At 70.0% G+C, this 23421-nt stretch carries 13 protein-coding genes and 1 pseudogene; 8 read left to right on the top strand and 6 right to left on the bottom strand.

Annotation, left to right across the window (positions count from 1 at the left end; all coding sequences use genetic code 11):
• Positions 1 to 31 precede the first annotated feature (31 nt).
• Both IPG61_05535 and IPG61_05530 read left to right on the top strand, forming a co-directional pair.
• A complete protein-coding gene (locus IPG61_05535) occupies positions 32 to 1300 on the top strand; it encodes an amidohydrolase (GenBank protein MBK6733539.1) in 1269 nt (422 codons plus the stop codon).
• An 80-nt stretch (positions 1301 to 1380) separates the two neighbouring features.
• On the top strand, positions 1381 to 2325 hold the full coding sequence (locus IPG61_05530) for a tRNA-dihydrouridine synthase (protein ID MBK6733538.1): 945 nt from the start codon (positions 1381 to 1383) through the stop codon (positions 2323 to 2325).
• Between the two features lie 83 nt (positions 2326 to 2408).
• Here IPG61_05530 and IPG61_05525 read toward each other — a convergent pair whose 3' ends face one another.
• From IPG61_05525 to IPG61_05510, 4 genes and pseudogenes are all read right to left on the bottom strand, one after another.
• Positions 2409 to 5870 (bottom strand): FG-GAP repeat protein, encoded by a 3462-nt coding sequence (locus IPG61_05525; GenBank protein MBK6733537.1) that lies wholly within the window; start codon positions 5868 to 5870, stop codon positions 2409 to 2411.
• Between the two features lie 308 nt (positions 5871 to 6178).
• Positions 6179 to 7435: a DUF1015 domain-containing protein gene (locus IPG61_05520; protein MBK6733536.1), complete on the bottom strand. Its 1257-nt coding sequence runs from the start codon at positions 7433 to 7435 to the stop codon at positions 6179 to 6181.
• Positions 7436 to 7437: 2 nt separating this feature from the next.
• A complete protein-coding gene (locus tag IPG61_05515) occupies positions 7438 to 8391 on the bottom strand; it encodes a hypothetical protein (GenBank protein MBK6733535.1) in 954 nt (317 codons plus the stop codon).
• Between the two features lie 26 nt (positions 8392 to 8417).
• Positions 8418 to 9585, bottom strand: a pseudogene (locus IPG61_05510) (phosphoserine transaminase).
• 153 nt (positions 9586 to 9738) lie between these two features.
• On the opposite strand from IPG61_05510, the gene IPG61_05505 reads away from it, so the two are divergent.
• From IPG61_05505 to IPG61_05480, 6 genes are all read left to right on the top strand, one after another.
• On the top strand, positions 9739 to 12708 hold the full coding sequence (locus tag IPG61_05505; protein MBK6733534.1) for a protein kinase: 2970 nt from the start codon (positions 9739 to 9741) through the stop codon (positions 12706 to 12708).
• A 90-nt stretch (positions 12709 to 12798) separates the two neighbouring features.
• Positions 12799 to 14034 carry a DUF2029 domain-containing protein gene (locus IPG61_05500; protein ID MBK6733533.1) on the top strand — a complete coding sequence of 412 codons (1236 nt, stop codon included), beginning with the start codon at positions 12799 to 12801 and terminating at the stop codon, positions 14032 to 14034.
• 152 nt (positions 14035 to 14186) lie between these two features.
• Entirely contained in the window at positions 14187 to 15251 is a 1065-nt protein-coding gene (locus tag IPG61_05495; GenBank protein ID MBK6733532.1) for a hypothetical protein, read from the top strand.
• Positions 15252 to 15262: 11 nt separating this feature from the next.
• Positions 15263 to 18793 carry a hypothetical protein gene (locus IPG61_05490; protein MBK6733531.1) on the top strand — a complete coding sequence of 1177 codons (3531 nt, stop codon included), beginning with the start codon at positions 15263 to 15265 and terminating at the stop codon, positions 18791 to 18793.
• Between the two features lie 150 nt (positions 18794 to 18943).
• A complete protein-coding gene (aspA, locus tag IPG61_05485) occupies positions 18944 to 20734 on the top strand; it encodes an aspartate ammonia-lyase (GenBank protein MBK6733530.1) in 1791 nt (596 codons plus the stop codon).
• Positions 20735 to 20970: 236 nt separating this feature from the next.
• Complete coding sequence (locus IPG61_05480) at positions 20971 to 21789, top strand: hypothetical protein (GenBank protein ID MBK6733529.1); 819 nt, start codon at positions 20971 to 20973, stop codon at positions 21787 to 21789.
• Positions 21790 to 21876: 87 nt separating this feature from the next.
• Here the strand turns inward: IPG61_05480 and IPG61_05475 are convergent, their stop codons facing one another.
• Together IPG61_05475 and IPG61_05470 are read right to left on the bottom strand one after the other, a co-directional pair.
• Entirely contained in the window at positions 21877 to 22749 is an 873-nt protein-coding gene (locus IPG61_05475; protein MBK6733528.1) for a hypothetical protein, read from the bottom strand.
• Between the two features lie 107 nt (positions 22750 to 22856).
• Positions 22857 to 23420 carry a DUF4287 domain-containing protein gene (locus IPG61_05470; GenBank protein ID MBK6733527.1) on the bottom strand — a complete coding sequence of 188 codons (564 nt, stop codon included), beginning with the start codon at positions 23418 to 23420 and terminating at the stop codon, positions 22857 to 22859.
• Position 23421 lies beyond the last annotated feature (1 nt).

The following is a 23421-nucleotide window of genomic DNA, read 5'->3' as shown; positions in this document are numbered from 1 at the left end:
CGTGACCAGGAAATCGATCGTTGCCTGCGCCCTGCTCCTGTTGCCCTGCGCAGGCGCCGCCGCGCCCGTGCCCCTGCCCGAGATCAACGCCCGCGTCGACGCCGTGACCGCACGGGTCGTCGCCTGGCGGCGTGACATCCACCAGCACCCCGAACTGGCCAATCGCGAGAGCCGCACCGGGGCCCTGGTGGCGGCGCACCTGAAGCAGCTGGGCCTGGAGGTGCGCGAGGGTGTCGCTCATACCGGCGTGGTCGGCGTGTTGCGCGGCGCGAATCCCGGCGGCGTCGTGGCCCTCCGGGCCGACATGGACGCGCTGCCCGTGGCCGAGGCGACGGGCCTGCCGTTCGCCTCGACCGCGACGGCAACGTACGACGGGGCTACAGTGCCGGTGGCCCACGCCTGCGGCCACGATGCCCACACGGCGATGCTGATGGGCGCGGCCGAAGTACTGTCGGGGCTCAAAAGCGAGTTAAACGGTACGATCGTCTTCCTGTTCCAGCCGGCCGAGGAGGGCGCGCCGGCCGGGGAGCGCGGCGGCGCCTCGCTGATGATCGACGAGGGCGCGCTGGCCGATCCGGCGCCCGAGGCCGTCTTCGGGCTGCACGTGGTGCCGGGCGCGCCGGGGACCATCTTCTACCGTCCCGAAGGGTTCATGGCGGCGGCCGACCAGGTCCATATCACGCTGCGCGGCAAGCAGACGCACGGCGCCTGGCCGTGGAAGGGCATCGACGTGATCTCGCTGGCGAGCGCGGTCGTTTCCGAGCTGAACACCCTGGCCGCGCGCACGGTCGACGTCACGGCGACGCCGACGGTGCTGACCATCGCCACCATCCACGGCGGCGTGCGCTACAACATCATCCCCGAAGAAGTGGTGATGACCGGCACCCTGCGCACGTTCGACAAGGAGCAGCGCACGCAGATCAAGGAGCGCATCGAGCAGACCGTGACGAACCTCGCGGCCAGTTACGGGGCGCGGGCCGAAGTGAAATTCGTCGCCAGCGGCGCCGTGACCTGGAACGACCCGGCGCTGTCGCGCTCGGTGTTCAGTGCGCTGGAAGAGGCCGCCGGCGCCGGCAAGGTGGACATGAACCGGCGCCCGACCACGGTCTCGGAGGATTTTTCGGCCTACCAGAAGCGGATCCCGGGCGTGTTCTACCACATGGGCGCCAGTGCTGCGGGCACCGATCCGGAGGCGTCGGCGCCCAACCACTCGCCGCAGTTCGACGTCAACGAGGCCGTGTTGCCCGTGGGTGTGCGTGCGCACGTGCTGACGGCGCTGCGCTGGCTCGAGGCGCGGTGAGCGACGTGTTCCATGGCGATGTGGCGGCATTCCCGGCCGACGCAGGGCCGCTGCGCATCGACCGGCTGCTGCTGGCCCCCATGGAGGGCCTGCTCGACCACCACCTGCGCGACGTGCTGACGGGCGTGGGGGGCGTCGATCGCTGCGTCTCGGAGTTCATCCGCGTCACGGACCGGATCCTGCCCGACCATGTCTTCCTGCGCCTGGTGCCGGAGCTGGGCCGGGCCAGCCGTACGCGCGCCGGCACCCCGGTGCGGCCGCAGCTGCTGGGCTCGGACCCCGCCTGCCTGGCCGACAACGCCGCAGCGCTGGCCGCGCTCGGCGCCGAAGGCATCGACCTGAACTTCGGCTGCCCGGCGCGCACGGTGAACCGGCACCGCGGCGGGGCCGTGCTGCTCGACGATCCGGACCTGCTGCGCACCATCACCGCTGCCGTGCGCGCCGCGGTGCCGGCGTCGCTGCCCGTCACGGCGAAGATGCGACTGGGCTACAAGGACGAGCTGCATCTGCTCGATTGCGCGCGGGCCCTCGTCGACGGCGGCGCCGCCGAGCTGGTCGTGCACGCCCGTACGCAGGCCGACGGCTACCGGCCGCCGGCGCGTTGGGACCGCATCGCCCTGGTACGCGAAGCGGTGACCGTGCCGGTGGTGGCCAACGGTGAACTGTGGACGGTCGACGACGCCAGGCGCTGCCTGGCCGAGAGCGGCTGTGATGCGCTGATGCTCGGTCGCGGCATGGTGGCCGACCCGGGACTGGCCCTCGCGCTGCGCAGGGGCGGCGGCGGTATCGACTGGGCCGAACTGCTGCCGCTGGTGCGCGTGTACTGGGACGGCCTCGAGGCCGACTTCGCACCCCCGCACCGCGCCGGTCGCCTCAAGCAGTGGCTCAACCTGCTGCGGCGCCGCTTCACCGGCGCGGCCGCGGCCTGGGACCTGGTGCGCGAGGTCGACGACCCCGAGCGCCTTGCCGGGCTGCTCTTCGGGCCGGCTGCGGCGGCCGGCCCCGGTCCCGTGAGCAGGGATTGATGCAACAGAAAGGCCCCGGCACCTCCAGGGTACCGGGGCCTCGCTTCAGGTGGCCGCCGCGCGCGTGGAGCACGGCGGCACGCCTATTTGAGGAGCATCACGCGCACGTGGCCGACCGCCGTGCCGGCGGTGACCCGCGCCTGGTAGGCACCGGAACCGACCGGGCGCCCCGCCTGGTCGAGGCCATCCCAGGCCAGCACGGCCGGGCCGGCCGGCCGCGGTTCGTCCAGGAGCGAGCGCACCAGAGCGCCGCGAAGGTCGAAGATCTCGACGCGGACGTGGCCCGCACGCGGCACGTCGAAGCGCAGCGTCGTCGACGGGTTGAACGGATTGGGCGCCGCCACCACCGGCAGCATCCCGCCGGGTGCACGCGTCGGGATGTCCGTGCCCGTCAGGGCCGAATTCCGCGTGCGCAGGTCCGGCTCGTTCACGCCGTTGCCCTGCGGCGAGAACCAGCGCGAGTGCGGCATGTACGGGGAGCGGCTGGCGACGCGCGCGCGCAAGTGGATCGTCGTTCCGGCGGGCAGGGCGATCGGCCCGGACTCGACGGACGGCGTGAAGGACTGCCCGTTCTTGGTCTGACTGCTCCAGACGCCGCGCACCAGGTCCGTGCCGTCAAGGATCTGGGTGTGCTGCTTCAGTTCCCATTCCAGGCGCACGTCGCCACCGCCGGAAGCCGTCGAGCCCTCGGCCCGCAGGCGCATGGTCGGGGGCAGGCCGGCATCGGCCAGCAGTCCGAGCGGCGCGCTGTCGTCGCCGCGGCGCTGCTGCGCCTTCCAGGAAAGCGTGTTCGCCGGGTCGGAGCGGTCGTTGCCGTAGAACACGAGCATGCGTCCCTGGCCCCAGAACGAGTCGGTCCAGCCCGGTGACCCGGTCAGCACATCGGCGAAGCCGTCGCCGTTGATGTCGCCGCCCGAGCCCACCGAGTTGCCGAGGTTCTCCAGGCTCTGCTGGCCGCGGTAGGACCACAGCGGCAGGATGCCGGACAGGCCTGTCAGCGGGCCTGCATAGACCCGGGCCTCGCCGTTGTCCTGCAGGTTGTTCGTATCCATGAAATTGGCGCCGACGATGATGTCGCTGAGGCCATCGCCGTTGACGTCACCGGCACCGGCCACCGCCGAGCCGAAATTGGCGAAGTTCTGGGCGCCCCGCACGCTCCAGTGCACGGCCGTCTGCAGTCCGCCGTTGCTGCCGCGGTAGACAGCCACCTGGCCCTCGTCGGCGTAGCCAAGGTCGGCATAGCGTGCGGCAACGATGACGTCGGCGAAGCCGTCGCCGTCGATGTCGCCGGCCGGGGCCACCATCGAGCCGAACTGCATGAAGCTGTTCGAGCCGTCGATGGTCGTGGCGGCGGCGGCGGCCAGGCCGCCCTGTCTCTGGCCATGGAAGACCTGGACGCGCCCGCAGTTCGTCAGCCAGAAGATGCCGAAGTTCGCCGTCCAGTGGTCGATGCCGATGACAACGTCGCTGAAGCGGTCACCATTGACATCACCGGCGCCTGCCACGGAGATGCCGAGGTTCGCGTCGACCTGGTTGCCTTCGACGATCCAGGCCGGCGATGTCGACAGCCCCGACGCCGAGCCGAGGAACAGGTAGGCCCGGCCCTCGTTGGCCTGGTCGTTCTCGTCGAAGGGCGCCCCGACGATCACATCGGCGTACCCGTCGAGGTTGACGTCGCCGGCGCCGGCGACACTGGCGCCGAACCAGGCGCCGTTCGTGCCCTGCGAAACGGCCCAGTCGGCAGCCCCGAAGGACGGGCCGGAGTCACTGCCGTACCAGCAATACGCGCGGCCCGAGCCGTTGGTCAGCACGGCGCCGACGATCATGTCGTCGTAGCCGTCGCCGTTCACGTCACCGGCTGCGGCGACGGATCCGCCGAAGCTGCCGCCGGCCTCCTCGCCCGCCCATTGCCCGGCCGGCTGCAGGCCTGTGGGCGAGCCGGTGCGCAGCTGGAGCAGACCGTCGTCGGTCGTGTTGAAGTCGATGCCGGGCCCGCTGACGGCGACATCACTGTAGCCGTCACCGTTGACGTCGCCCACGGTCGTGGTCTGCCAGCCGAAGTAGGTGCTCTCCTCGGCATAGGTGTACTGCTCGGCGTACAGGGCGTACGGCCCGGCACCCTGCCCGAGGAAGATCTCGGCGCGGCCTTCGGCCGACTGGCCGTTGCTGAATCCCGGCGAGCCGACGATCAGGTCGCTGAACCCGTCGCCGTTGACGTCGCCGGCGGTGGCCACCGCCCAGGCGAAGCCGGTCGCATCGTTGCGCGTGCTGCTCCACTTGATGAGCATCGCGCCGATGCCCGTGCGCGAGCCCTCGACGACCACCGCGTAGCGGTTGGCTGCGGCAGTCGAGGTGACGTTGCCCGGTGCGCCCGCAGCGGCGTCGGCCAGGCCGTCGCCGTTGACGTCGCCGGCCGGTGCCACCGTCGCGCCGAAGCGCGCGCCGGCGGCGATTCCCCATTCCTCCCAGATGGCCGTCGTGCCCACGCCGCCGGCCGAGCCAGCGAAGACAAGGGCGCGGCCCGCATCCACGGCGCCGGGCCAGTCCCAGGCCGGTGAACCGACCGCGACATCGGCGAACCCGTCACCATTGACGTCGCCGACGCCGGCCGTGGCCGCGCCGTGCGAGGCGCCGGCCTGCGCGCCCTGCAGGTAGGTGGTCGCGACGCCGGTGCCTGCGGCCGTGCCGTGGAAGACGACGACGTCGCCGTACCAGGCTGCGCCCTGCGGCGTGGTGCCGGAGGCACCCGGGCGGCCGACAAGGAAGTCGGCATTGCCGTCTCCGTTGACGTCGCCGGCGCCGGCAACCGCGGCACCGACCAGCCAACCCGCGCTGCCGCCGGTGCTCCACTGCGCGCCCGCGTTGACGCCGCCGGAGTTGCCCAGCCAGACGAAGGCGGCGCCCTGGCCGCCGTTGTTGTTCCAGGCGCCGATGATGATGTCATCGTAGCCGTCGGCATTGATGTCGCCGGCCGTGGCCAGGCTGCTGCCGAAATAGGAAGCGGCCGCATTGCCGTCGTTGTGCAGGTACTGCCAGACGGGGCTGGCCTGCAGGCCGCCCGCCGAGCCGAGGTAGACGTAGGCGCGGCCGTCACCCGAGCGCGGCGCCCCCACGAGCATGTCGTGGTAGCCGTCGCCGTTGACGTCGCCCGCCGGCGCCACGGTCTCGCCGAAGCTGCCGCGATCCGAGAAGAAGCTCTGGTCCGGGGCGAGGGCCGGGCCGGTGGCGCGGCCGAAGAAGACGAAGACCGCGCCGCCGTTCGTCTGGTTCTGGCCGGGCCCGTCGAAGTTGGGGGCGCCGACCGCGACGTCGCTGAAGCCGTCGCCGTTGACGTCGCCGAGCGTGACTGCGGCCGTGCCGGCGGCGGCCGAGGCGTTGTTGCTCTCGAACTCCCAGGCCGGGACCGTGGCCAGTGCCTTGTCGGCGGGGGACTCGGCGGCCGGGGCGGCCATCGCGACCGGCCCGGAGGCGACGGCCAGGATTGCCAGCAGACCGGCGGAAAGGACAGCCATCCGCCGCAGGGCGGGTGCAAAGTGGCGTTGCATGCGGTTCCTCCTGCCGCCGAAAGGGGCGGCGTGACTTGGTTGCCCTACGGCCCCGGGGCTGCCGCACACCGGTGGACCTGGTGCGCCGGGACGGATGAAACGGGCCGAAGGACGATGGGCAGGTGGTCTGACACGCAGGGAATGGGGCGGGCTGGCCCGAAAAATCACACAAAAACGATCATTTTTCGCAAATATCGGGCCCGGCGGGAGTTGCGGCCCTGGCGGCGGCGATTGGGGCCGTTCCGGGAAGCAAAGGGAGGCGCCGGACCGTCGGGCGCCTCCCTGTCACCGTTCCCGCAGGGCTCGGCCTAGAGCAACGGGTTCGAAACCACCCCGTCGGCCAGCTTCGGCTCGAACCAGGTCGACTTCGGCGGCATCACCTGGTTGGTGTCCGCCACGGCGGTCAGGTCGTCGAGCGACGTGGCGAACAGCGCGAACCCGGCCGCCATCTCGCCGGAGTCGACGCGCTTTTCCAGTTCGCCCAGCCCGCGGATGCCGCCGACGAAATCCACGCGATCGCTCTTGCGCAGGTCCTTGATGCCGAGGATGCGGTCGAGCACCAGGTCCGACAGCACGCTGACATCCAGCGCCCCGACCGGGTCCTGCTCGCGCGTGGGGGTGGGCACGGTCGGCTTGAGCCGGTACCACTGCCCGCCCAGGTAGAGCCCGAACTCGCGACGCGCCGCCGGCCTGGCCTGGCCGCCGACCTTCTCGACGCTGAAGCACTCGCCGACCTTCGCCAGGAAGGCCTCCGGCGTCAGCCCGTTCAGGTCCTTCACCACGCGGTTGTAGTCCCAGATCTTCATCTCGTCGACGGGGTAGGCCACCGCCAGGTAGGTGTTGTAGGGCTCGGTGCCGGTATGCGCGGCGCCGCGCTCCTCCACCATCAGCTTCTTGACGCGGCTGGCCGCGGCGCTGCGGTGATGGCCGTCGGCGATGTACACCGTCTCCGCCGTGTCGAAGGCCTCGACCAGCGCCTTGATGTCGGCGTCGCCGTCCACGACCCACAGCGTGTGCAGCACGCCGCCCTGCCCGGTGGCCGTGAACGCCGGCTGCCCGGCGGCCACCCTGCGGATCACGGCGTCGGCAGCCGGGATCTGCTTGTAGGCGATGAGGCCGGGGCCCGTCTGCGCCCGCACGTACTTGATCTGGTTGACGCGGTCGTCTTCCTTCACCGGCCGCGTGAACTCGTGGCGACGGATGCGGCCGGCATCGTAGTCGTCGACGCTGGCGCCGACCACCAGTCCCGTCTGCACGTGGTCGCCCATCTGCAGGCGGTAGACGTAGAAGCACGGCTTGCTGTCCTGGACGAGCACGCCGTCATCGAGCATCCGGCGGAAGTTCGCCGCCGCCTTCTCGTACACCGCCGGCGCGTGCACGTCGGTGCCGGGCGGCAGGTCGATTTCCGCCTTGGAGACGTGCAGGAAGCTGAGCGGCTTGCCCTGAGCCAGCGCGCGCGCCTCCTCGCTGTCGAGAACGTCGTACGGCGGCGCAATGACATCCTGCGCCTTGCCGGGCGCAGGCCTGATGCCGCGGATGGGCGTGAACAGGGGCAGTTTCTTCATGCTCAGGCCACCTTGTCCCCGTTGACGGCGTGCTTCCTGATCTTGTTGAGCAGGTAGTCGGCGATCTGCTCGGCAGCCTGCCGCGCCACCGTCACCTGGGCGTCCTTGGTGGAGGCGGCGATATGCGGCGTCGCCACCACGTTCTCCATGCCGAAGAACATGTGCTCGGTGGCCGGCTCGGTCACGTACACGTCGCAGGCCAGGCCGGCGATGTGGCCGCTGTCCAGGCCGGCCTTGACGTCGGCTTCGACCATGATGCCGCCGCGCGCGCAGTTGATGATGCGCACGCCCTTCTTCATCTTCGCGATGGCCTCGGCGTTGAGCATGCCCTTGGTGGCCGGGTTCATCGCCACGTGGTAGGTGATGAAGTCCGCAGCGGCGTACAGTTCGTCGAGGGTGACCTGCTTGACGCCGATCTCCTTCGCGCGCGCGGGCGTGAGCACCGGGTCGAAGGCGATGACGATCATCTTCAGGCCCAGGCCGCGATCGGCCACCACGGCGCCGATGTTGCCGCAACCGATCACGCCGAGCGTCTTGCCGGTCAGCTCGACGCCCTCGAACTTCTTCTTCTCCCACTTGCCCGCGTGCGTCGAGGCATGGGCCTGCGGGATGTGGCGCGCCAGGGCCATCATCATCGCCACGGCGTGCTCGCCGGTCGAGACCGTGTTGCCGAACGGCGTGTTCATCACGAGCACGCCCTTCTCGGAACAGGCCGGCACGTCGATGTTGTCGACGCCCGAGCCGGCGCGGGCCACGGCCTTCAGGTTGGTCGCGGCCTCGACCAGTTCACGCGTGAGCGTGGTGGCCGAGCGCACGATGATGGCATCGTATTCGCCGATGCAGGCCTTCAGTTCGGCCGGGGTCATGCCGGTCTTCACGACGGGCTCGAGGCCCTTGTCGCGGAGCACCGTCTCGCACAGCTTGTCCGCCTTGTCGGCGATCAGGACCTTGAACATCTCGGAGCCTCCCGGCGATTTGCGGACTACTTCTTGTACTCGGCGGCCACGGTCGCGTGGGCCCAGTCCAGCCACGCGGTCAGCGCCTCGATGTCGGACGACTCGACGGTGGCGCCGCACCAGACGCGGAAGCCGACCGGCGCCTTGGCGTAGGCATTGATGTCCTTTGCCACGCCTTCCTTGTCCAGCAGCGCGGAGATCTTCTTCGCTGCGGCGGCCTTCTCGTCGTCGGCCAGCTTCAGGAACCAGTCGGCCTTCACCTTGAAGCAGACCGACGTGTTCGACCGGATCTCCTTCGACTCGGCCCAGGAAGTCGATCCAGTCCGTCTTCTCCACCCACTTCTCGAAGGCGGCGAGGTTGGCGTTCGAGCGCTTGTACAGGCCCTGCAGGCCGCCGATCGATTCGGCCCACTTCAGGGCGTCGATCGCGTCCTCGACGCAGAGCATCGAAGGTGTGTTGACCGTGCTGTACTCCAGTTCGCCGGGCTTCAGCTTGCCCTCGGCGGCCAGGCGGAAGGTCTTAGGCAGCGGCCAGGGCACCTTCGGCTCGTTCTCCTGCATGCGGGCCACGGCGCGCGGCGACAGAATGATGACGCCGTGCGCGGCCTCGCCGCCCAGCACCTTCTGCCACGAGAAGGTGACGACGTCGAGCTTCGTGAAGTCCATCGGCATCGCGTAAACGCCGGAGGTCGCGTCGCAGATGGTGATGCCCTCGCGGTCGGCGGCGATCCAGTCGAAGTTCGGAACTTTCACGCCCGACGTGGTGCCGTTGAGCGTGAAGATGATGTCGTGCGTGCGGTCGGCCAGGCGCAGGTCGGGCAGTTTCCCGTAGTCGGCCTTGTACTCGTTCACCTGCGGCAGCTTCAGGAACTTGACGGCGTCGGTCATCCAGCCCTTGCCGAACGACTCCCAGCCGAAGATGTCGACCGGACGCGGCCCGAGCATCGTCCACATCGCCAGTTCGACCGCGCCCGTGTCCGAGCCGGCGACGATGCCGATGCGGTAGTCGTCGGGCAGCTCGAGCATCTTCTTCATGCGGTCGGAGCACTCCTGCAGCCGCGCCTTGCCTTCCTTCGAGCGATGGGAACGACCGACCAGTGCGTCCTTCAGCACATCGACGGTCCAGCCCGGCCGCTTCGCGCAGGGACCGGACGAGAAATTGGGGCACAGTGGCTTGCGTGCGGGCTTTTCCATGGCGTGAACTCCCTGGCTGGGAACCGGTGCAGGTCCGGAACAACGGCAACGTAGTGGCTTGGCGCGGGGATTTGCAACCCACCGGGGTTGTCGGTAATTCGCTGTCAATTGAGATAGATTGCCATTATCATGAAGGCCATCGGGAGGTGCCGGGTGAGTCACGAGTCAGGTCAGTTGCTGCTGCATTACCGCCTGGCCGAGCGCATCGGCGAAGGCGGCATGGGCGTGGTCTGGAAGGCGGTCGACACCACGCTGGACCGCGAGGTGGCGATCAAGATCCTGCCCGAGGCGTTCGCCGCGGACCCCGAACGGCTGGCCCGCTTCGAGCGTGAAGCGAAGCTGCTGGCGTCGCTGAACCACCCGAACATCGCCGCGGTCTACGGCCTGCACGAGGTGCCGTCCGCGACCGGGTCGGGCCGTGCGCTGCGCTTTCTGGCCATGGAGCTGATCCGCGGGCGGTCGCTGACGCAGGAGATCGCCCAGGGACTGGCTCCCGGCCGCGTGGTGGAGCTGGCGGCGGCGATCGCCGACGCCCTGGCCGCGGCCCACCGGCAGAACATCGTCCACCGCGACCTCAAGCCGGACAACATCATGATCGACCAGGACGGCCGGCCCAAGGTCCTGGACTTCGGCCTGGCCCGGCCGGGGGCGATCATGGCCGAGCCCGAGGCGCCGACCATGGTCGCCGGGGCCTCGGTGACGCGCCAGGGCAGCCTGGTCGGCACCGTCGCCTACATGTCGCCCGAGCAGGCGCAGGGCAAGGCGGTGGACCCGCGGTCGGACGTCTTCTCGCTGGGCATCGTGCTGTACGAGATGGCCACCGGGCGCCGTCCCTTCCAGGGCGACAACAGCGTCTCGGTGCTGTCGTCGATCCTGCGCGACACGCCGGCGCCCATCTCCCGGCTGCAACCGGCGGCGCCCGCGCCGCTCGAGCGGATCATCGGACGTTGCCTGGAGAAGAAGCCCGAGGCGCGCTATGCCGATGCTGCCGGGTTGCGCGACGACCTGCGCGCGCTGCAGGGCACGCTCGGTTCCGCTTCGGGGCCGGCTCCGTTGCGGCAGCGGTCCTCGCCGCGCCGATGGCTGTTTGCCGGAGCGCTGGTCGTAGTGGCGGTCGCCGTGCTGGGCGGCTGGTGGTACCGGCAGTCGGCGCAGGGGCGCTGGGTCCGCAACGAGGGATTGCCCGAGCTCGAACGGATCGTCGACAGCATCCAGGGCCTTGAAGAGGGACGCGAGAGCTGGGACGCCTACGTGCTGGGCCGGCGCATCGAGGCGGCCGCGCCGGGCGATCCCCTCTTCGAGCGCCTGCGGCCGAAATTCATGCGCGAAATCACGATCACCTCCGACCCGCCGGGCGCCACCGTGCTTGCGCGCTACTACGATGAACCCGACGCCGAGCCTGTCGAGCTCGGGACGACGCCGTTGACGGACTACAGTTTCCCGCGCGGGTTCACGCGGGTCCAGTTGACGCTGGCCGGCCAGCAGCCGATCTCCGACGTCCTCTGGAATTCCCCCTTCGTCGGCAATGCCGTGCACTACGGTTTCCAGCCGGCCGGTTCGGTGGCGGAGGACGAGGCGTGGGTGCCCGGCGGTTCCTTCGAACTCTACCTGCCCGGCCTGGACCACCTGAAGCCGGAGCCGATGGGCGCCTTCACGATGGATCGTCACGAAGTGACGAACCGCCAGTACCAGCAGTTCGTCGACGCGGGCGGCTACCGCGATGCGAAGTTCTGGCGACTGCCGTTCGTCGACGGCAGGCGCACGCTCGCCGCGGACGAGGCCATGGCGCGCTTCACCGACCGCACCGGCCAACCGGGGCCCGCGACCTGGGAAGTGGGCGCCTTTCCCGATGGCCATGGCGATGACCCCGTCACCGGCGTGAGCTGGTATGAAGCCGCTGCCTACGCCGAGTGGGCGGGCAAGCGCCTGCCCACCATCTTCCACTGGAACCGGGTCGCCTTCACGGTCGGCAGCGCCCGCATCGCACCGCTGGCCAACCTGGCCGGTGACCACGTGGTCCCCGTCGGCACGACGCGCAGCGAGAACCGTTACGGGGTGACGGACCTCGCGGGCAACGCGCGCGAATGGGTCTGGAACGCCAGCGGCGATGGCCTGGGTCATTTCATCCTGGGTGGCGGCTGGAACGACCCCGAGTACGCCTTCGTCGACGCCTACGCGCAGCCGCCGTTCGATCGCTCGGCCACGAACGGCTTCCGCTGCATCCGCCTGCTGGAAGACGAGCCGAACCTGGCCGCGCTGGAACGCGTGGTCGACCGGCCTTCGCGCGATTTCTACGCCGAGAAACCGGTTTCCGACGAGGTCTTTGCGCAGTACCTGCGCCAGTTCGCCTACGACAAGACCCCGCTCGACGCCCGGATCGAGGAAGAGAAGCAGGTCTCGACAGGCATGCGCCAGAAGATCACGTTCGCCGCGGCCTACGGCGGCGAGCGCATGATGGTTTACCTGTTCCTGCCGGCGCAGGGCACGCCACCCTACCAGGTCGTGGCCTTCTTCCCCGGTTCCGGCGCCATCAGCACGCGCTCCAGCGAGTCGGTGGAGCTGGGCCGGCTCGACTTCGTGGTGAAGAACGGGCGCGCCGTCCTGTGGCCGGTCTTCAAGGGGACCTTCGAGCGCGGCGGCGAGCTGACTTCGGACTACGCCTCGGAGACGACCGCCTACAAGGACTACGTGGTCATGTGGGGCAAGGACCTGGCCCGGTCGATCGACTATGCCGAGACGCGCGCGGATCTCGATACCGGACGACTGGCCTACTACGGACTGAGCTGGGGCGGTGGCCTGGGCGCCATCATGCCGGCCGTGGAGCCGCGCATCACGGCGAACATCCTTTATGTAGCCGGCCTCGGCTTCCAGCGCGCGCTGCCGGAGGTCGACCAGATCAACTACGTGGGCCGCGTGAAGCAGCCGACCCTGATCCTGAACGGCGAGCTCGACTTCTTCTTCCCGTCCGAAACCTCGCAGAAGCCGCTGTTCGACCTGCTCGGCACGCCGGCCGCGGACAAGAAGCGGCTGGTGTTCCCCGGCGGGCATTCGGTGCCGCGCACCGAGATGATCCGCGAGTCATTGCAGTGGCTGGACAGGTATCTCGGGCCGGTGGGCAGGTGACGATCATCCGTTGACAGCGCCGGTATCGCCGTGGACTCTACCGGTCAGCCTTTGACCCGCATTCGCGGGCAGACCGGCGAAAGGCCGCCGTTGTTCCCGTCCCGGCATTCCCGTGCATCGATTCCCGCCCGCCTGTGGCCCTGGCTGCTGCTGGCGTTCGTGGCCGTGTATGTGGCCGCGCACTGGGCCACGCGCGTGGTGCCCGACAGCCTGGGTGGGCAGGCAGAGGCCCCGGCGCGCGCCTTCATGGATTTCGACATCTACCTGACCGGCGCGCGCCAGCTGGCCGCCGGAAACTCCGTCTACGCTCCCACCGAAAACCTGCCGCGGCCCGAGTGCATCGGTGACGAGACCCTCGAGTATATCTACACGCCGCTGCTCGCGGTGCTGTTGCGGCCGTGGTCCGCGATGTCGCCCTGCACGGCGGAGAGGGCCTGGTTCGCACTCAACTGCCTGGCCTGCGCGTCGCTGCCGCTCCTGCTGGTGCTCGCGATCGGGCGCGCCCGTTCGCCCGGCTGGTGGGCGCTGGCGCTGGGACTGGTCGGCGCCCCCATGGCCACGCTGGAAACGGTTTCGCTGGGACAAGTCAATGCGCTGGTGCTGGCGCTCATGCTCGGCTTCGTGGTCCTGGCCCGGCGCGGGCGGTTGTGGCCGGCGGCCCTGCTGCTGGCCCTGGCCTTCGGCCTGAAGCTGGTGCCGCTGGCGCTGGCGCTCACGGCCCTGGCGTCCGGTCGACGGCGGCTGCTCGTGCCGCTGGCGGTGGCGGTGGCGGTGGTCGCTGTCGCGTCGTTCGCGCTTGCGCCCGGCTCGACGCCGGCGCAGTTCCGCGAGGCGCTGGACCGGCGCACGGTCGACGGCCTGACGCAGTTGAATAACGCGAGCTGGGTCGCCGCTGCGGCGCGGGCCGGCGACGCGGGTCCCGAATCTATCCGTACGCTCGTCCGCGCCAACCTGCTGCTCGTCGCGCTGGCCGCGGCCGTGGCGTGGTGGCGCGGGCGCGCCGAGCGCGGCTCGCTGCGCCTGGTCGCCGTCGGCTTCGCGCTGAGCGCGGCGCTGTCGCCGGTGTTCGAGGCCCATCACCAGATGCTGCTCTACCCGTGCCTGCTGGTGCTGGCGCTGGCATTCTCGCGCGAGACCCGCGCGATCGTTCGCGTCGGCGGCTTCGTCGGGCTGGTCGTCCTGGCGGCGATGCTGAACTCGCGCGGGCTGGTGCGGGTCGAGCAGGCCCACGGACTGGCCGCCCATCTCCTGGTGAAGCCGGCCGGGGTGGCCTTGTGGGCACTCATCGCCTGGCTGCTCTGCCTGCGCACCGACCGGTTGGAATAGGCCTTGCAAATCCCCTCCTGCACGGCGGGCTGCCGGCGGGAACGAACCTGCCCCGCGGCCCGTCACCCGACTCCAGCCGTGACGAGGGCCAGCCCATGGGTTCGCCGTCCACCCGGACGCATCACCACGCGATCAGGCGCCGAATGGGGCCATTGGCGGCCGTTGCGGTGCTGTCGGCGCTGGTCTTTGCGCAGGTGGACGCGGTCCGGGCCACGACCGTCGACGGCGCCCCGCCGGCTTTTCTTCGCTTCAGCGTGCAGGATCCCGGCGGCAACTTTTTCCCCCATGGCGAGGTCGAATTCTGCCTGCAGGGGGGTGGCTGCCTGTATGCGGACATCGATCGCGGTTACCCTGGCCAGTTCCGCGTGCCGGCCGCCAAGCTGGTGCCAAACGGCCTCTACCAGGTGATCGTTTACGATCCCGATGTCGACGTGGTGTACGAGGTGCGCGACTGGCGCTACGTACCGGAAGACCACGACCCCGGCTACGACATCCTCCTGGGCGTCGACAAATTCCTCGTCTTTGCGCAGTTCCGCGGCCTGGAGGGCGGCGGGCTCCACTTCGAGATCGCCAACACGCTGAACCCGGAGTGGGAGGTGCGCGCCGGCACCGCGCTGGCCGTGTCCGGTCCCGACTCGCTGCCCGAGTTCCCGCGCCTGGCGGGCCGCATCACCGTGCCGGTGATGCTGGGCGCCAACTTCCGCGACGCTCCGGAAGCGGCTGGCGGCGTGCTCGGCGTGGACGCCGGCCTGGGACTGGCCATGGCCTGGCGCAGTCACTATCCGCGCAGCCTCGACAGGAGCGAACGCTGGCTGCCGTTCCACGAGTTCACGCTGGCCTGGGACGGCAACCGCTACACGACGGCGCAGCGCCTGACGCCGGGTCGCAGCAGCGACGTTGTCTTCCATCGCCTGACGCTGGGCTATGGCATCGGTCGCCTCAGCCCGACCGGCGATACGCAGATGAGCCTTTCGCTGGTGCTGGGCGCCGGCGCAGTGCTCGACCGCACCGAGGTGCTGACCTACCTCGGCCGCGAGTACCAGATGTTCGGCGCCGGTGCGCGCCTGGTGGTCGTGCGCGAGGTGGCCGCGGGCCGGGGCGTGCGCATGGGCCTGTGCGGCGTGGTGGAAGCGGTGCGCTGGTGGGCGCAACCGGTCGGGACCGATCACTGGCACGGCCTGGCGCCCTCGGTGGCCCTGGGTCTGGCCTTCTTCTAGGGGTGGCGGACGTGAGCCTGCGGCAGCGCGGATCCTGGGTGGTTTCGGTGGCGGCGGCCCTGTCCGCGCTGCTTGCCGTGCTGCCCGGCTGCGACCGCCAGGACAACGACTGGGGCACGTTCGATCCCGAGCGCAAGCTGATGACGGTGGCCACCGATACGCTGCGCCTGGCCGAGGGCGGCGCCACGCGCACGCTCACGGTGCGCCTGTTGATGGTGCCCGACGACACGGTGCGCGTGGAATTGACGGCCGATGACGGGCAGGCCCTGGCCGCGCCGGCCGTGCTCGTGTTCCCGCCCGTCGACGACGAATGGGCGCTCGAGCGTACAGCCACCATCACCGCGGTGGACGACCAGCTCGACGAGGGCGCGCAGCAGGATGCGCTGACGGTGCTGGCCGTGTCCCGTGACGGCGCGTACGCCGGCCAGGGTGGGCCCGGCCTGGTGCCGCTGGCCATCACCGACAATGATCGCGCGGGTGTCGCCGTTTCCGAGACGGCGCTCGAGATGGTGGAGTCGCCGGCCGGCGTGCTGGAGGAGACCTACCACCTCAGCCTGACCTCGCAGCCGACCGCCGACGTGACCGTCTCCATGACCGTGACGCCGGCCGACCCGACCTTCCACGTGATCCCGACGAGCCTCACCTTCACGGCCGCGAACTGGGCCGACGAGCAGGTTGTCAGGCTGTGGTCCGAGCTCGACGAGGACGACGCCGACGACCTGACCGTCACCATTGCGCATACGGCGGCCTCGACCGACCCGCGCTACGGCCCGGGCCTGGCCATCGACGATGTCAGCGTCATGGTCTACGACAACACGCTGCCTCCCATCGCGCGCATCAGGCCGGCGAACGGCGCCGCGACGTTGTCGCTGGACGAGTCGGCGGCCGGCACGACGGCCGACGTCGAAGTGGTGCTGGACCACGCCAGCCTGTTGCCGGTGAGGCTGCACCTGGCGACGGTGAACGGCACGGCAACCGGCGGCGCCGACTACACGGCCGTGAGCCAGGACCTCACGTTCAATCCCGGCGATGCGCTGGTCCGCGTGGTGACGCTGCAGGTGATCGACGACAACCTGCTCGAGGATCCCGAGTCGTTCGAAGTGGTGCTGACGGGCCTGGCCAACGCGATCATCGGCGACGACGATCGCCTGGACTGCGCCATCGTCGACGACGACCTGACAACGCTGACCGTGGCCGTGGTACCGGCGAGCGAGGACGGCGGGGCGGCCCAGTTCGTGGTCACCATCCCGCGCGCCGAGCCGATTCCGGTGACGTTCACCTTCACGACGACGGCCGGAACGGCCACGGCGGGCGTCGATTTCGAGAGCATCAGCGCGCCGTTCTTCATCGCGGCCGGCCAGACGCAGCGGGTCATCCCCGTGGTACTGCTGGCCGACCCTTACCATGAACCGGACGAGACGTTCACCGCGAACCTCTCGAACGTCAGCGCCAACGCGAACTGGGGCGGCGTGCCGGTCACGGCCACCATCGTCGATGACGATCCGCAGGCCATCTCCCTGGACGGGGTGACCGTGGGTGAGGCGGGCGGACAGGCTGTCTTCACGCTGCGCCTGCAGGCGCCTTACAACGCGCCGGTCACGCTGGCGGTCACGACGCTGGCGGGCGACGGCCTGGGTGCGCCGGCCGGCCAGGAGGACGCGGCCGCAGGCAGCGATTACACGGCGGTGACGGCGTCTTCGTGGGTCATTCCCGCCGATGCCACCACGGCCGTGTTCCCGATCACGATCCAGGCCGGTACGCAGGCCGAGGCGCTGCAGGAGTACTTCCGGCTGCGCATCGACTCGGGCAGCCAGCCCGGGTTCGCGGGCCTCGTGGCGACGGCTACCATCGTCGACGACGACCAGCCGTTCCTGGCCGTGGCCGATGTGGCCGTTGGCGAGTCGGCGACCCAGGCGACATTCACCGTGCGCCTGGTGAACAGCCTGGGTGCGTCCGTCACCAGCACCGGCGACGTGACCTTCCGCGCCGACACCGTCGACCAGACCGCCAGCGCCGGCACCGACTACACGGCGGTGGGGCAGCTGTTCACCATCGCCGCCGGCCAGGGCAGCGTGAACGTGCCGGTCATGCTGAGCAACGACGCCTGGGACGACGACAGCGAGACCTTCGTGCTGCACCTGTCGGCGCCAGTCAACGCACAGCTGGATCCCGACGAGGCAGACGCCTTCTGCGCCATCACCGACGACGAGTTCCCGTCGATCAACCTGGGCGCCGTTCTGGCCCGGGCAAACGAGGGCAGCACCATCGTCTTCACGGTCAGCCTGACGACGCCGCGCCAGTCGGCCACGACGTTCACGCTCACGCTCCTGCCCGGGACCTCGCAGGGCGCGAGCGTCGACTACAGCTTCGCCCAGAACGGGGCGCAGACCATCCCGCCGTTCACGTCCTCGATCAGCTTCAACGTGCCGCTGCTCGACGACCAGCTGGCCGGCGAGGTCGACGAGGTGCTGCGCGCCAGCATCGCCAACGCCAACGTGGCCCTCGGAGTCACGGGCCTGGACCTGACCATCGTCGACGCCCCCGAGCTGACGATCGCGGCCGCGCCCGTGGTGCTGGAAGGGCAGAACGCGGTGTTCCCGGTGACGATCGATGCCGCCTCGACGGCGCCGGTCAGCTTCCGCGTGCAGTTCTCCAGCGCGTCGGCCAGCGTCCTGAACGACATCAACCCGGCGAACACGGGTCCGTTCACCATCCCGGCCGGCTCCACCGGCACCACCGTGCCGGTGCCGACCATTGCCGGCGACGGCGGCGACAACGCCGTCGAGACGTTCACGGTGACGACCATCCTGCCGGTCAATGCCACGCTCAGCGGGTTCAATACGGCCATCGGAGCCATCACCGACGGCGATCCGTCGCCCCTGTCGTTCGCTGCCGACGCCTTCGCCGTCGAGGGCGCCAACATCGACTTCACCATCCAGCTGGCCTGGACCAGCGAGGCGGCGATCCAGTTCTTCGTGCAGTTCAGTGACGGCACGGCGGCCGGGTCGGGCATCGACTACGTCAGCGCCGGCGTCGGGCCCTACACCGTGCCGGCGGGGCAGTCGAGCGTGACGGTATCGGTGGCCACGATCGACGACGCGGGACCGGAACTGGCGTCCGAGAGCTTCACGATCGCGATCGTCAACCCGACCAACGCCGTCGCGGGTGCGCAGCCGACCGCCGTTGGTCGCGTTCTCGACGGCGACCAGCCCCTGCTGACCATCGCCGCAGGCGCGGCCGTCGACGAGGGCGGCACCGTTTCGTTCACCGTGAGCCTGGACCGTCAGACCATCGTGCCGGTGACCTTCGACCTGGAGTTCCTGGCCGGCTCGACGCAGGGCAGCGACGACTTCACGGCGCCGGTCGGACCGTGGACACTGCTGCCGGGCACCACCTCGGTCGTGATCACGGTGCCGACGGTGCAGGACCTCGTGCACGAGAACCAGGAGATCTTCGTGGCGCGGCTCGCGGCCAACCCGGTCAATGCCGTGGTCGGCGCGCCGGGCGAGGCCAACGGTGTCATCAACGACGACGACCCTTGATCTTTCCCGGGGCGGTTGCCCCGCGCGCCCGGGCATGCGACCTTGGTGATGGTCCCACCACCCGGAGGCGTCACCGTGCCCGAAGCTGCCCTGCGCGAATTCCTGTCCCGTATCGAACTCTTCCGCGACCTTCAGCCTGCTGAACTGACGATGATCGCCGACCGCGTGATCGTGGTCGACGTCGCCGCCGGCGAGCTTCTCTTCGAGGAGCATGCGCCGCGGCGCAACCTGCACCTGATCGAGCAGGGCGAAGTGGAACTGTTCCAGCGGGTGCCCGGTGGCGGCGAGAAGCGCATGGCCTACTTCGGCCCGCACGACTTCCTGGGCGAGGGCAGCTTCCTGGACGACTACCCGCACTCCTCGTGCGGGCGCGCCCTCAGCGCCTGCCGCATCGTGCGCCTGCCGCGCGAGCGCTTCCTGGACCTGCTGGCGGTGGAGCCGGCGCTGGCGGCCAAGATCCTGGCGCGCACCGTGCGCGTGATCTCGCGGCGCATGACGCTGGCCTCGGCCCGCCTGGCCAATCCCGGCGCGCAGTACCTGAGCGGACGCACGCGATCCGAGCACGACCTGCTCGGCGACCGCGAGGTGCCGTACGAGTTCTACTACGGTGTCCAGACGCTGCGCGCGGTGGAGAACTTCCCGATCAGCGGCGTCGTGCTCAGCCATCATCCGGCCCTCGTGCGCGGCCTGGCCATGGTCAAGGACGCCTGCGCCCGGGCGAACGCCGAGCTGGGCCACCTGCCGCAGCCGATCGCCGACGCCATCACGCAGGCCTGCCACGAGATCCAGCAGGGCAAGCTGCACGGGCACTTCGTCGTCGACCTGATCCAGGGCGGCGCCGGCACCTCGACGAACATGAACGCCAACGAGGTGATCGCCAACCGGGCGCTGGAACTGCTCGGTCACGAGAAGGGCGAATACAGCTACTGCCACCCGAACAACCACGTGAACCTGTCGCAGTCGACGAACGATGCCTATCCCACGGCCCTGCGCGTGGCGCTGATCCACGCCAACGCGGGCATCTGCGCCGTGCTGCGCGATCTGGTGGCCGCGTTCGCCGCCAAGGCCGCCGAGTTCACCGACGTGTTGAAGATGGGCCGCACGCAGCTGCAGGACGCCGTCCCAATGACCCTGGGCCAGGAGTTCGAGGCCTACTCCGTCACGCTGGGCGAGGAAATCGAGCGCCTGGAGCAGAACGCGGCGCTGTTTCTCGAGGTGAACCTCGGCGGAACCGCCATCGGGACCGGCCTGAACGCCGATCCCGAGTTCGGCGTGAAGGCCGTTGCCCACCTGCGCGCGACGAGCGGCCTGCCGGTGCGCCTGGCGCCGCACCTGATCGAGTCGACGATGGATACCGGCGCCTTCGTCATGTACAGCTCGGCGCTCAAGCGCCTGGCCGTCAAGCTCTCGAAGATCTGCAACGACCTGCGCCTGCTCTCGAGCGGGCCGCGCACGGGCTTCGGCGAGATCAACCTGCCGCCCATGCAGCCGGGCTCGTCGATCATGCCCGGCAAGGTCAACCCGGTCATTCCCGAGGTGGTCAACCAGATCGCCTTCAAGGTGATCGGCAACGACCTGACCGTGACGATGGCTGCCGAGGCGGGCCAGCTCGAGCTCAACGTGATGGAACCGGTCATCGTGCAGAGCCTACTCGATTCCATCGACATGCTCGAGAACGGCATGGAGCCGCTGCGCCTGCGCTGCAGCACCGGCATCACGGCCAATGTCGAGGGCTGCCGGGAGCATGTGCAGCGCAGCATCGGCGTGGTCACCGCACTGAACCCGGTGCTCGGATACGACACCAGCACCGAGCTGGCGCAGGAGGCGCTGCTGACGGGGCGCGGCGTCTATGAACTGGTGCTGGAGAAGGGCCTGCTCTCGCGCGAGGAGCTGGATCGGCTGCTCTCGCCCGAGGCGATGGTGCGGCCGCGTAAGCTCTAGGGCACAGCCGGCGGGGATGCGGGGCGTGACCGTTGTGCCGGAGTTGTTGAAGAATCGCTACAGCTTGTCGTGAACAGTCACATCCCGGACGGGTTGCCGGGCGGGCCCTCTCATGCATAACAGGCATCGTCTCAGCGGGTTGTGGCGTCGATGCCGGCGCGTGGCCCCCGGCCCCGATATTGCGTGATCCCGGGCGATCCCTGTGACGCACCGCTCCCCCGACCGGAGGTCATGACATGAACACCATCACCCGCCCCGTTCGCCTGCTCGCCCTGGTGACGGCCATCGCCGTGCTCGCGCTCGCGTGCGGCTGCGGTTCGGACACCGTCAAGCCGACTCCGACTGCCGCGGCGCCCACGCTGCCCGACCCCGAGCGCCTGGTGCCGGACCTCGCCTTCTTCGACCAGGGTGCGGCCCTGTCGGCCAAGGAGTTCGGCACCCACGACAATTTCGTGAACGCCTACCTGCGCGTTGTCGTCGTCGACGCGTTGACGCATCTCGTGCTCGCACCGCCGGTGACGGCGTTTGCGGTGGCCCTGCACACGATCCCCTCGCCCCAGCCGGACGGATCCTGGCTGTGGGTGTACACCTGGGTGAACGGCCCCGAGGAAGCCCAGATCCGCCTGCGCGGACACGAGATCGGCGACGTCGTTCAATGGGAGCTGCGCGTCACGGCGCTGTCGAACGATCCTGCCTTCGACAATGTGCTCTGGTTCGAGGGGCAGACGGCGCGCGACGGCGCCGAGGGCAGCTGGACCTTCCACGATCCGGAACTGGCAGGTAACCCCGCGGTCGGTGAACTGGCGTGGGGCGATGATGACGAGGGTGCATACCTGACCCTCGAGTGCATCAGCGGCGAGGACATCGGCGACCTGCTCACGTACCGCCACGACGCGCCCGAGTGCATCGTCGGCTTCCACGACGGCGGCACGGGACACGACTACGATATCCGCTGGAACGAACGGGACGGCAGCGGCAGCCTGCTCGTGCCCGACTACAACGGCGGGATGCGTGCCTGCTGGGACATGCACCAGAACGACAGCGTCTGCCCCTAGGACGCGCTGAAGTCGCTGGGTCCGGCCGCGCCCATCGCCGGCGCGGCCGGACTATTTTCTGTGCCGCTCACAACGTTCGCCGCGGTCTCAATCACCGAAATGACAGTTCAGGCCCGGCAGCCACCGGGTGCCTCGCGTGTTGTTACCGGCGTAGTTGAGCAGCCCGATCTGCACCCCATGCAGCTCGGCCGCATAGTTGATGATGCCGACCTGCAGTCCCTCGACGTGGCCGCCGAACCGGTTCCAGGCGCCCACGCCGACGCCTTCCAGCGTGTCGCCCCGCAGGTAGGCCCCGCAGGCGGCCAGGCCGGCGAACCGGTCGGCCCGCAGGCCGCCGGCCGCGAGCGCCACGCCCGTCAGCCGGTCGCAGCCGACGCCCAGCCCGCCGATGAAGACGCCGTCCAGGTTGTCGCCACCGACGCCGAGCCCGCCGACGAACAGCCCGGCCAGGCGGTCGCCGCCCACGCCCAGCCCGCCGACGAAGACGCCGGCGAGGTCGTCACCGCCCACGCCCAGGCCACCGGCCATCACGCCGTGCAACCGGTCGCCGCCCACGCCCAGCCCGCCCAGGCCCACGCCCGTGAAGTCGTCGCTGCCGACGCCGATGCCGCCGACGACCAGGCCGCGCAGCCGTTCCGCGCCGGCTCCCACGAGGTTCAGCGTGATGCCGTCGAGGCGCGCGGCGCCGGTGCCGACCAGTCCGAGACTGAGTCCCTGGATGCGCCCCGTCGACTTCGGCGCCGGCGCCCACAGCGAGACGGTGATGCCGCGGATCGACTCGAGGTCGCGGTCGCGGAAGTTGATGCGCAGTCCGTCGAACGTGCGCGAGTTGCCGAACGACAGGCCGGCGCCGCGCACGGGGATGTCGAGGGACCCGGCGATCGCGTCGCCGGCCAGAGCCAGCATGAGGGCGGCCGCGCACGCGACGGCGGCGGCATGGGAGCGGACGGATGCGGACATGGCCAACCTCGGGCGGCGGGATGGGGGGTGTGGCGCCAGGTGATGGGACGCAGGCGCGGCCCCGAGGTTACACCGGGGCCGCCGCCTCGCCCAGACCGATCACCGGGTTAGGCCGACCCGTAGGCCTTCTTCAGCCACGCCACCAGTTCCTTGTCGACGTCGCCCGGCTTCTCGAGCCGCACGCGATGGCTGACCATCGCGTTGAAGCTGCCGGCCGCCTCCAGGCGCGGCCCGGCCGGCTCACCCTTCAGGCAGAGGCCGACGTCGACACGCGTCTTCGTCGTCGGCTGCACCAGCGCGAACTGTTTGGAGCGGCGCAGCGAAACATACGTCTTCTTCGGCGAGACCTCGACGTCGCCGCCGAAGGCCCGCACGGCCTTCTCGATCGCGGTCCAGACCGGCAGCAGCGCCTGCTTCTCGCCGGCGAACATGGCGGCCACCAGGTCGTCGCCGCCGGGGGCGGGGCCGTCGCCCTGCAGTGCGGTCGCCGCGATGAGGTTGGCGTAGCCGTGGCCCACGCCGTGGTCGGCCTTGAGCATCGCCACGATCAGGCCATGCTTGGCCAGGCCGCTCTTCGCCACGAGCGACACCCACTCGGGCAGCGTGCGGCCGGTCTTCTCCTTGAGGTTGGCGATCATGGTCGCCATCGCGTCGTCAGGCGATTTGGCCATC

This window comes from bacterium (genome assembly GCA_016703265.1).
Classification (GTDB): Bacteria; Krumholzibacteriota; Krumholzibacteriia; order LZORAL124-64-63; family LZORAL124-64-63; genus CAINDZ01.
The sequence above is the reverse complement of the archived record's forward strand: the minus strand, read 5'-3'. Positions and strand labels throughout refer to the sequence as shown.

Excerpts from the sequence above, each read along its gene's own strand:
- IPG61_05530 (MBK6733538.1), top strand. The coding sequence starts at position 1,381 with ATGGAGGGCCTGCTCGACCACCACCTGCGCGACGTGCTGACGGGCGTG.
- IPG61_05525 (MBK6733537.1), bottom strand. The coding sequence starts at position 5,870 with ATGCAACGCCACTTTGCACCCGCCCTGCGGCGGATGGCTGTCCTTTCC.
- IPG61_05520 (MBK6733536.1), bottom strand. The coding sequence starts at position 7,435 with ATGAAGAAACTGCCCCTGTTCACGCCCATCCGCGGCATCAGGCCTGCG.
- IPG61_05515 (MBK6733535.1), bottom strand. The coding sequence starts at position 8,391 with ATGTTCAAGGTCCTGATCGCCGACAAGGCGGACAAGCTGTGCGAGACG.
- aspA (MBK6733530.1), top strand. The coding sequence starts at position 18,944 with ATGATCGCCGACCGCGTGATCGTGGTCGACGTCGCCGCCGGCGAGCTT.
- IPG61_05480 (MBK6733529.1), top strand. The coding sequence starts at position 20,971 with ATGAACACCATCACCCGCCCCGTTCGCCTGCTCGCCCTGGTGACGGCC.
- IPG61_05475 (MBK6733528.1), bottom strand. The coding sequence starts at position 22,749 with ATGTCCGCATCCGTCCGCTCCCATGCCGCCGCCGTCGCGTGCGCGGCC.
- IPG61_05470 (MBK6733527.1), bottom strand. The coding sequence starts at position 23,420 with ATGGCCAAATCGCCTGACGACGCGATGGCGACCATGATCGCCAACCTC.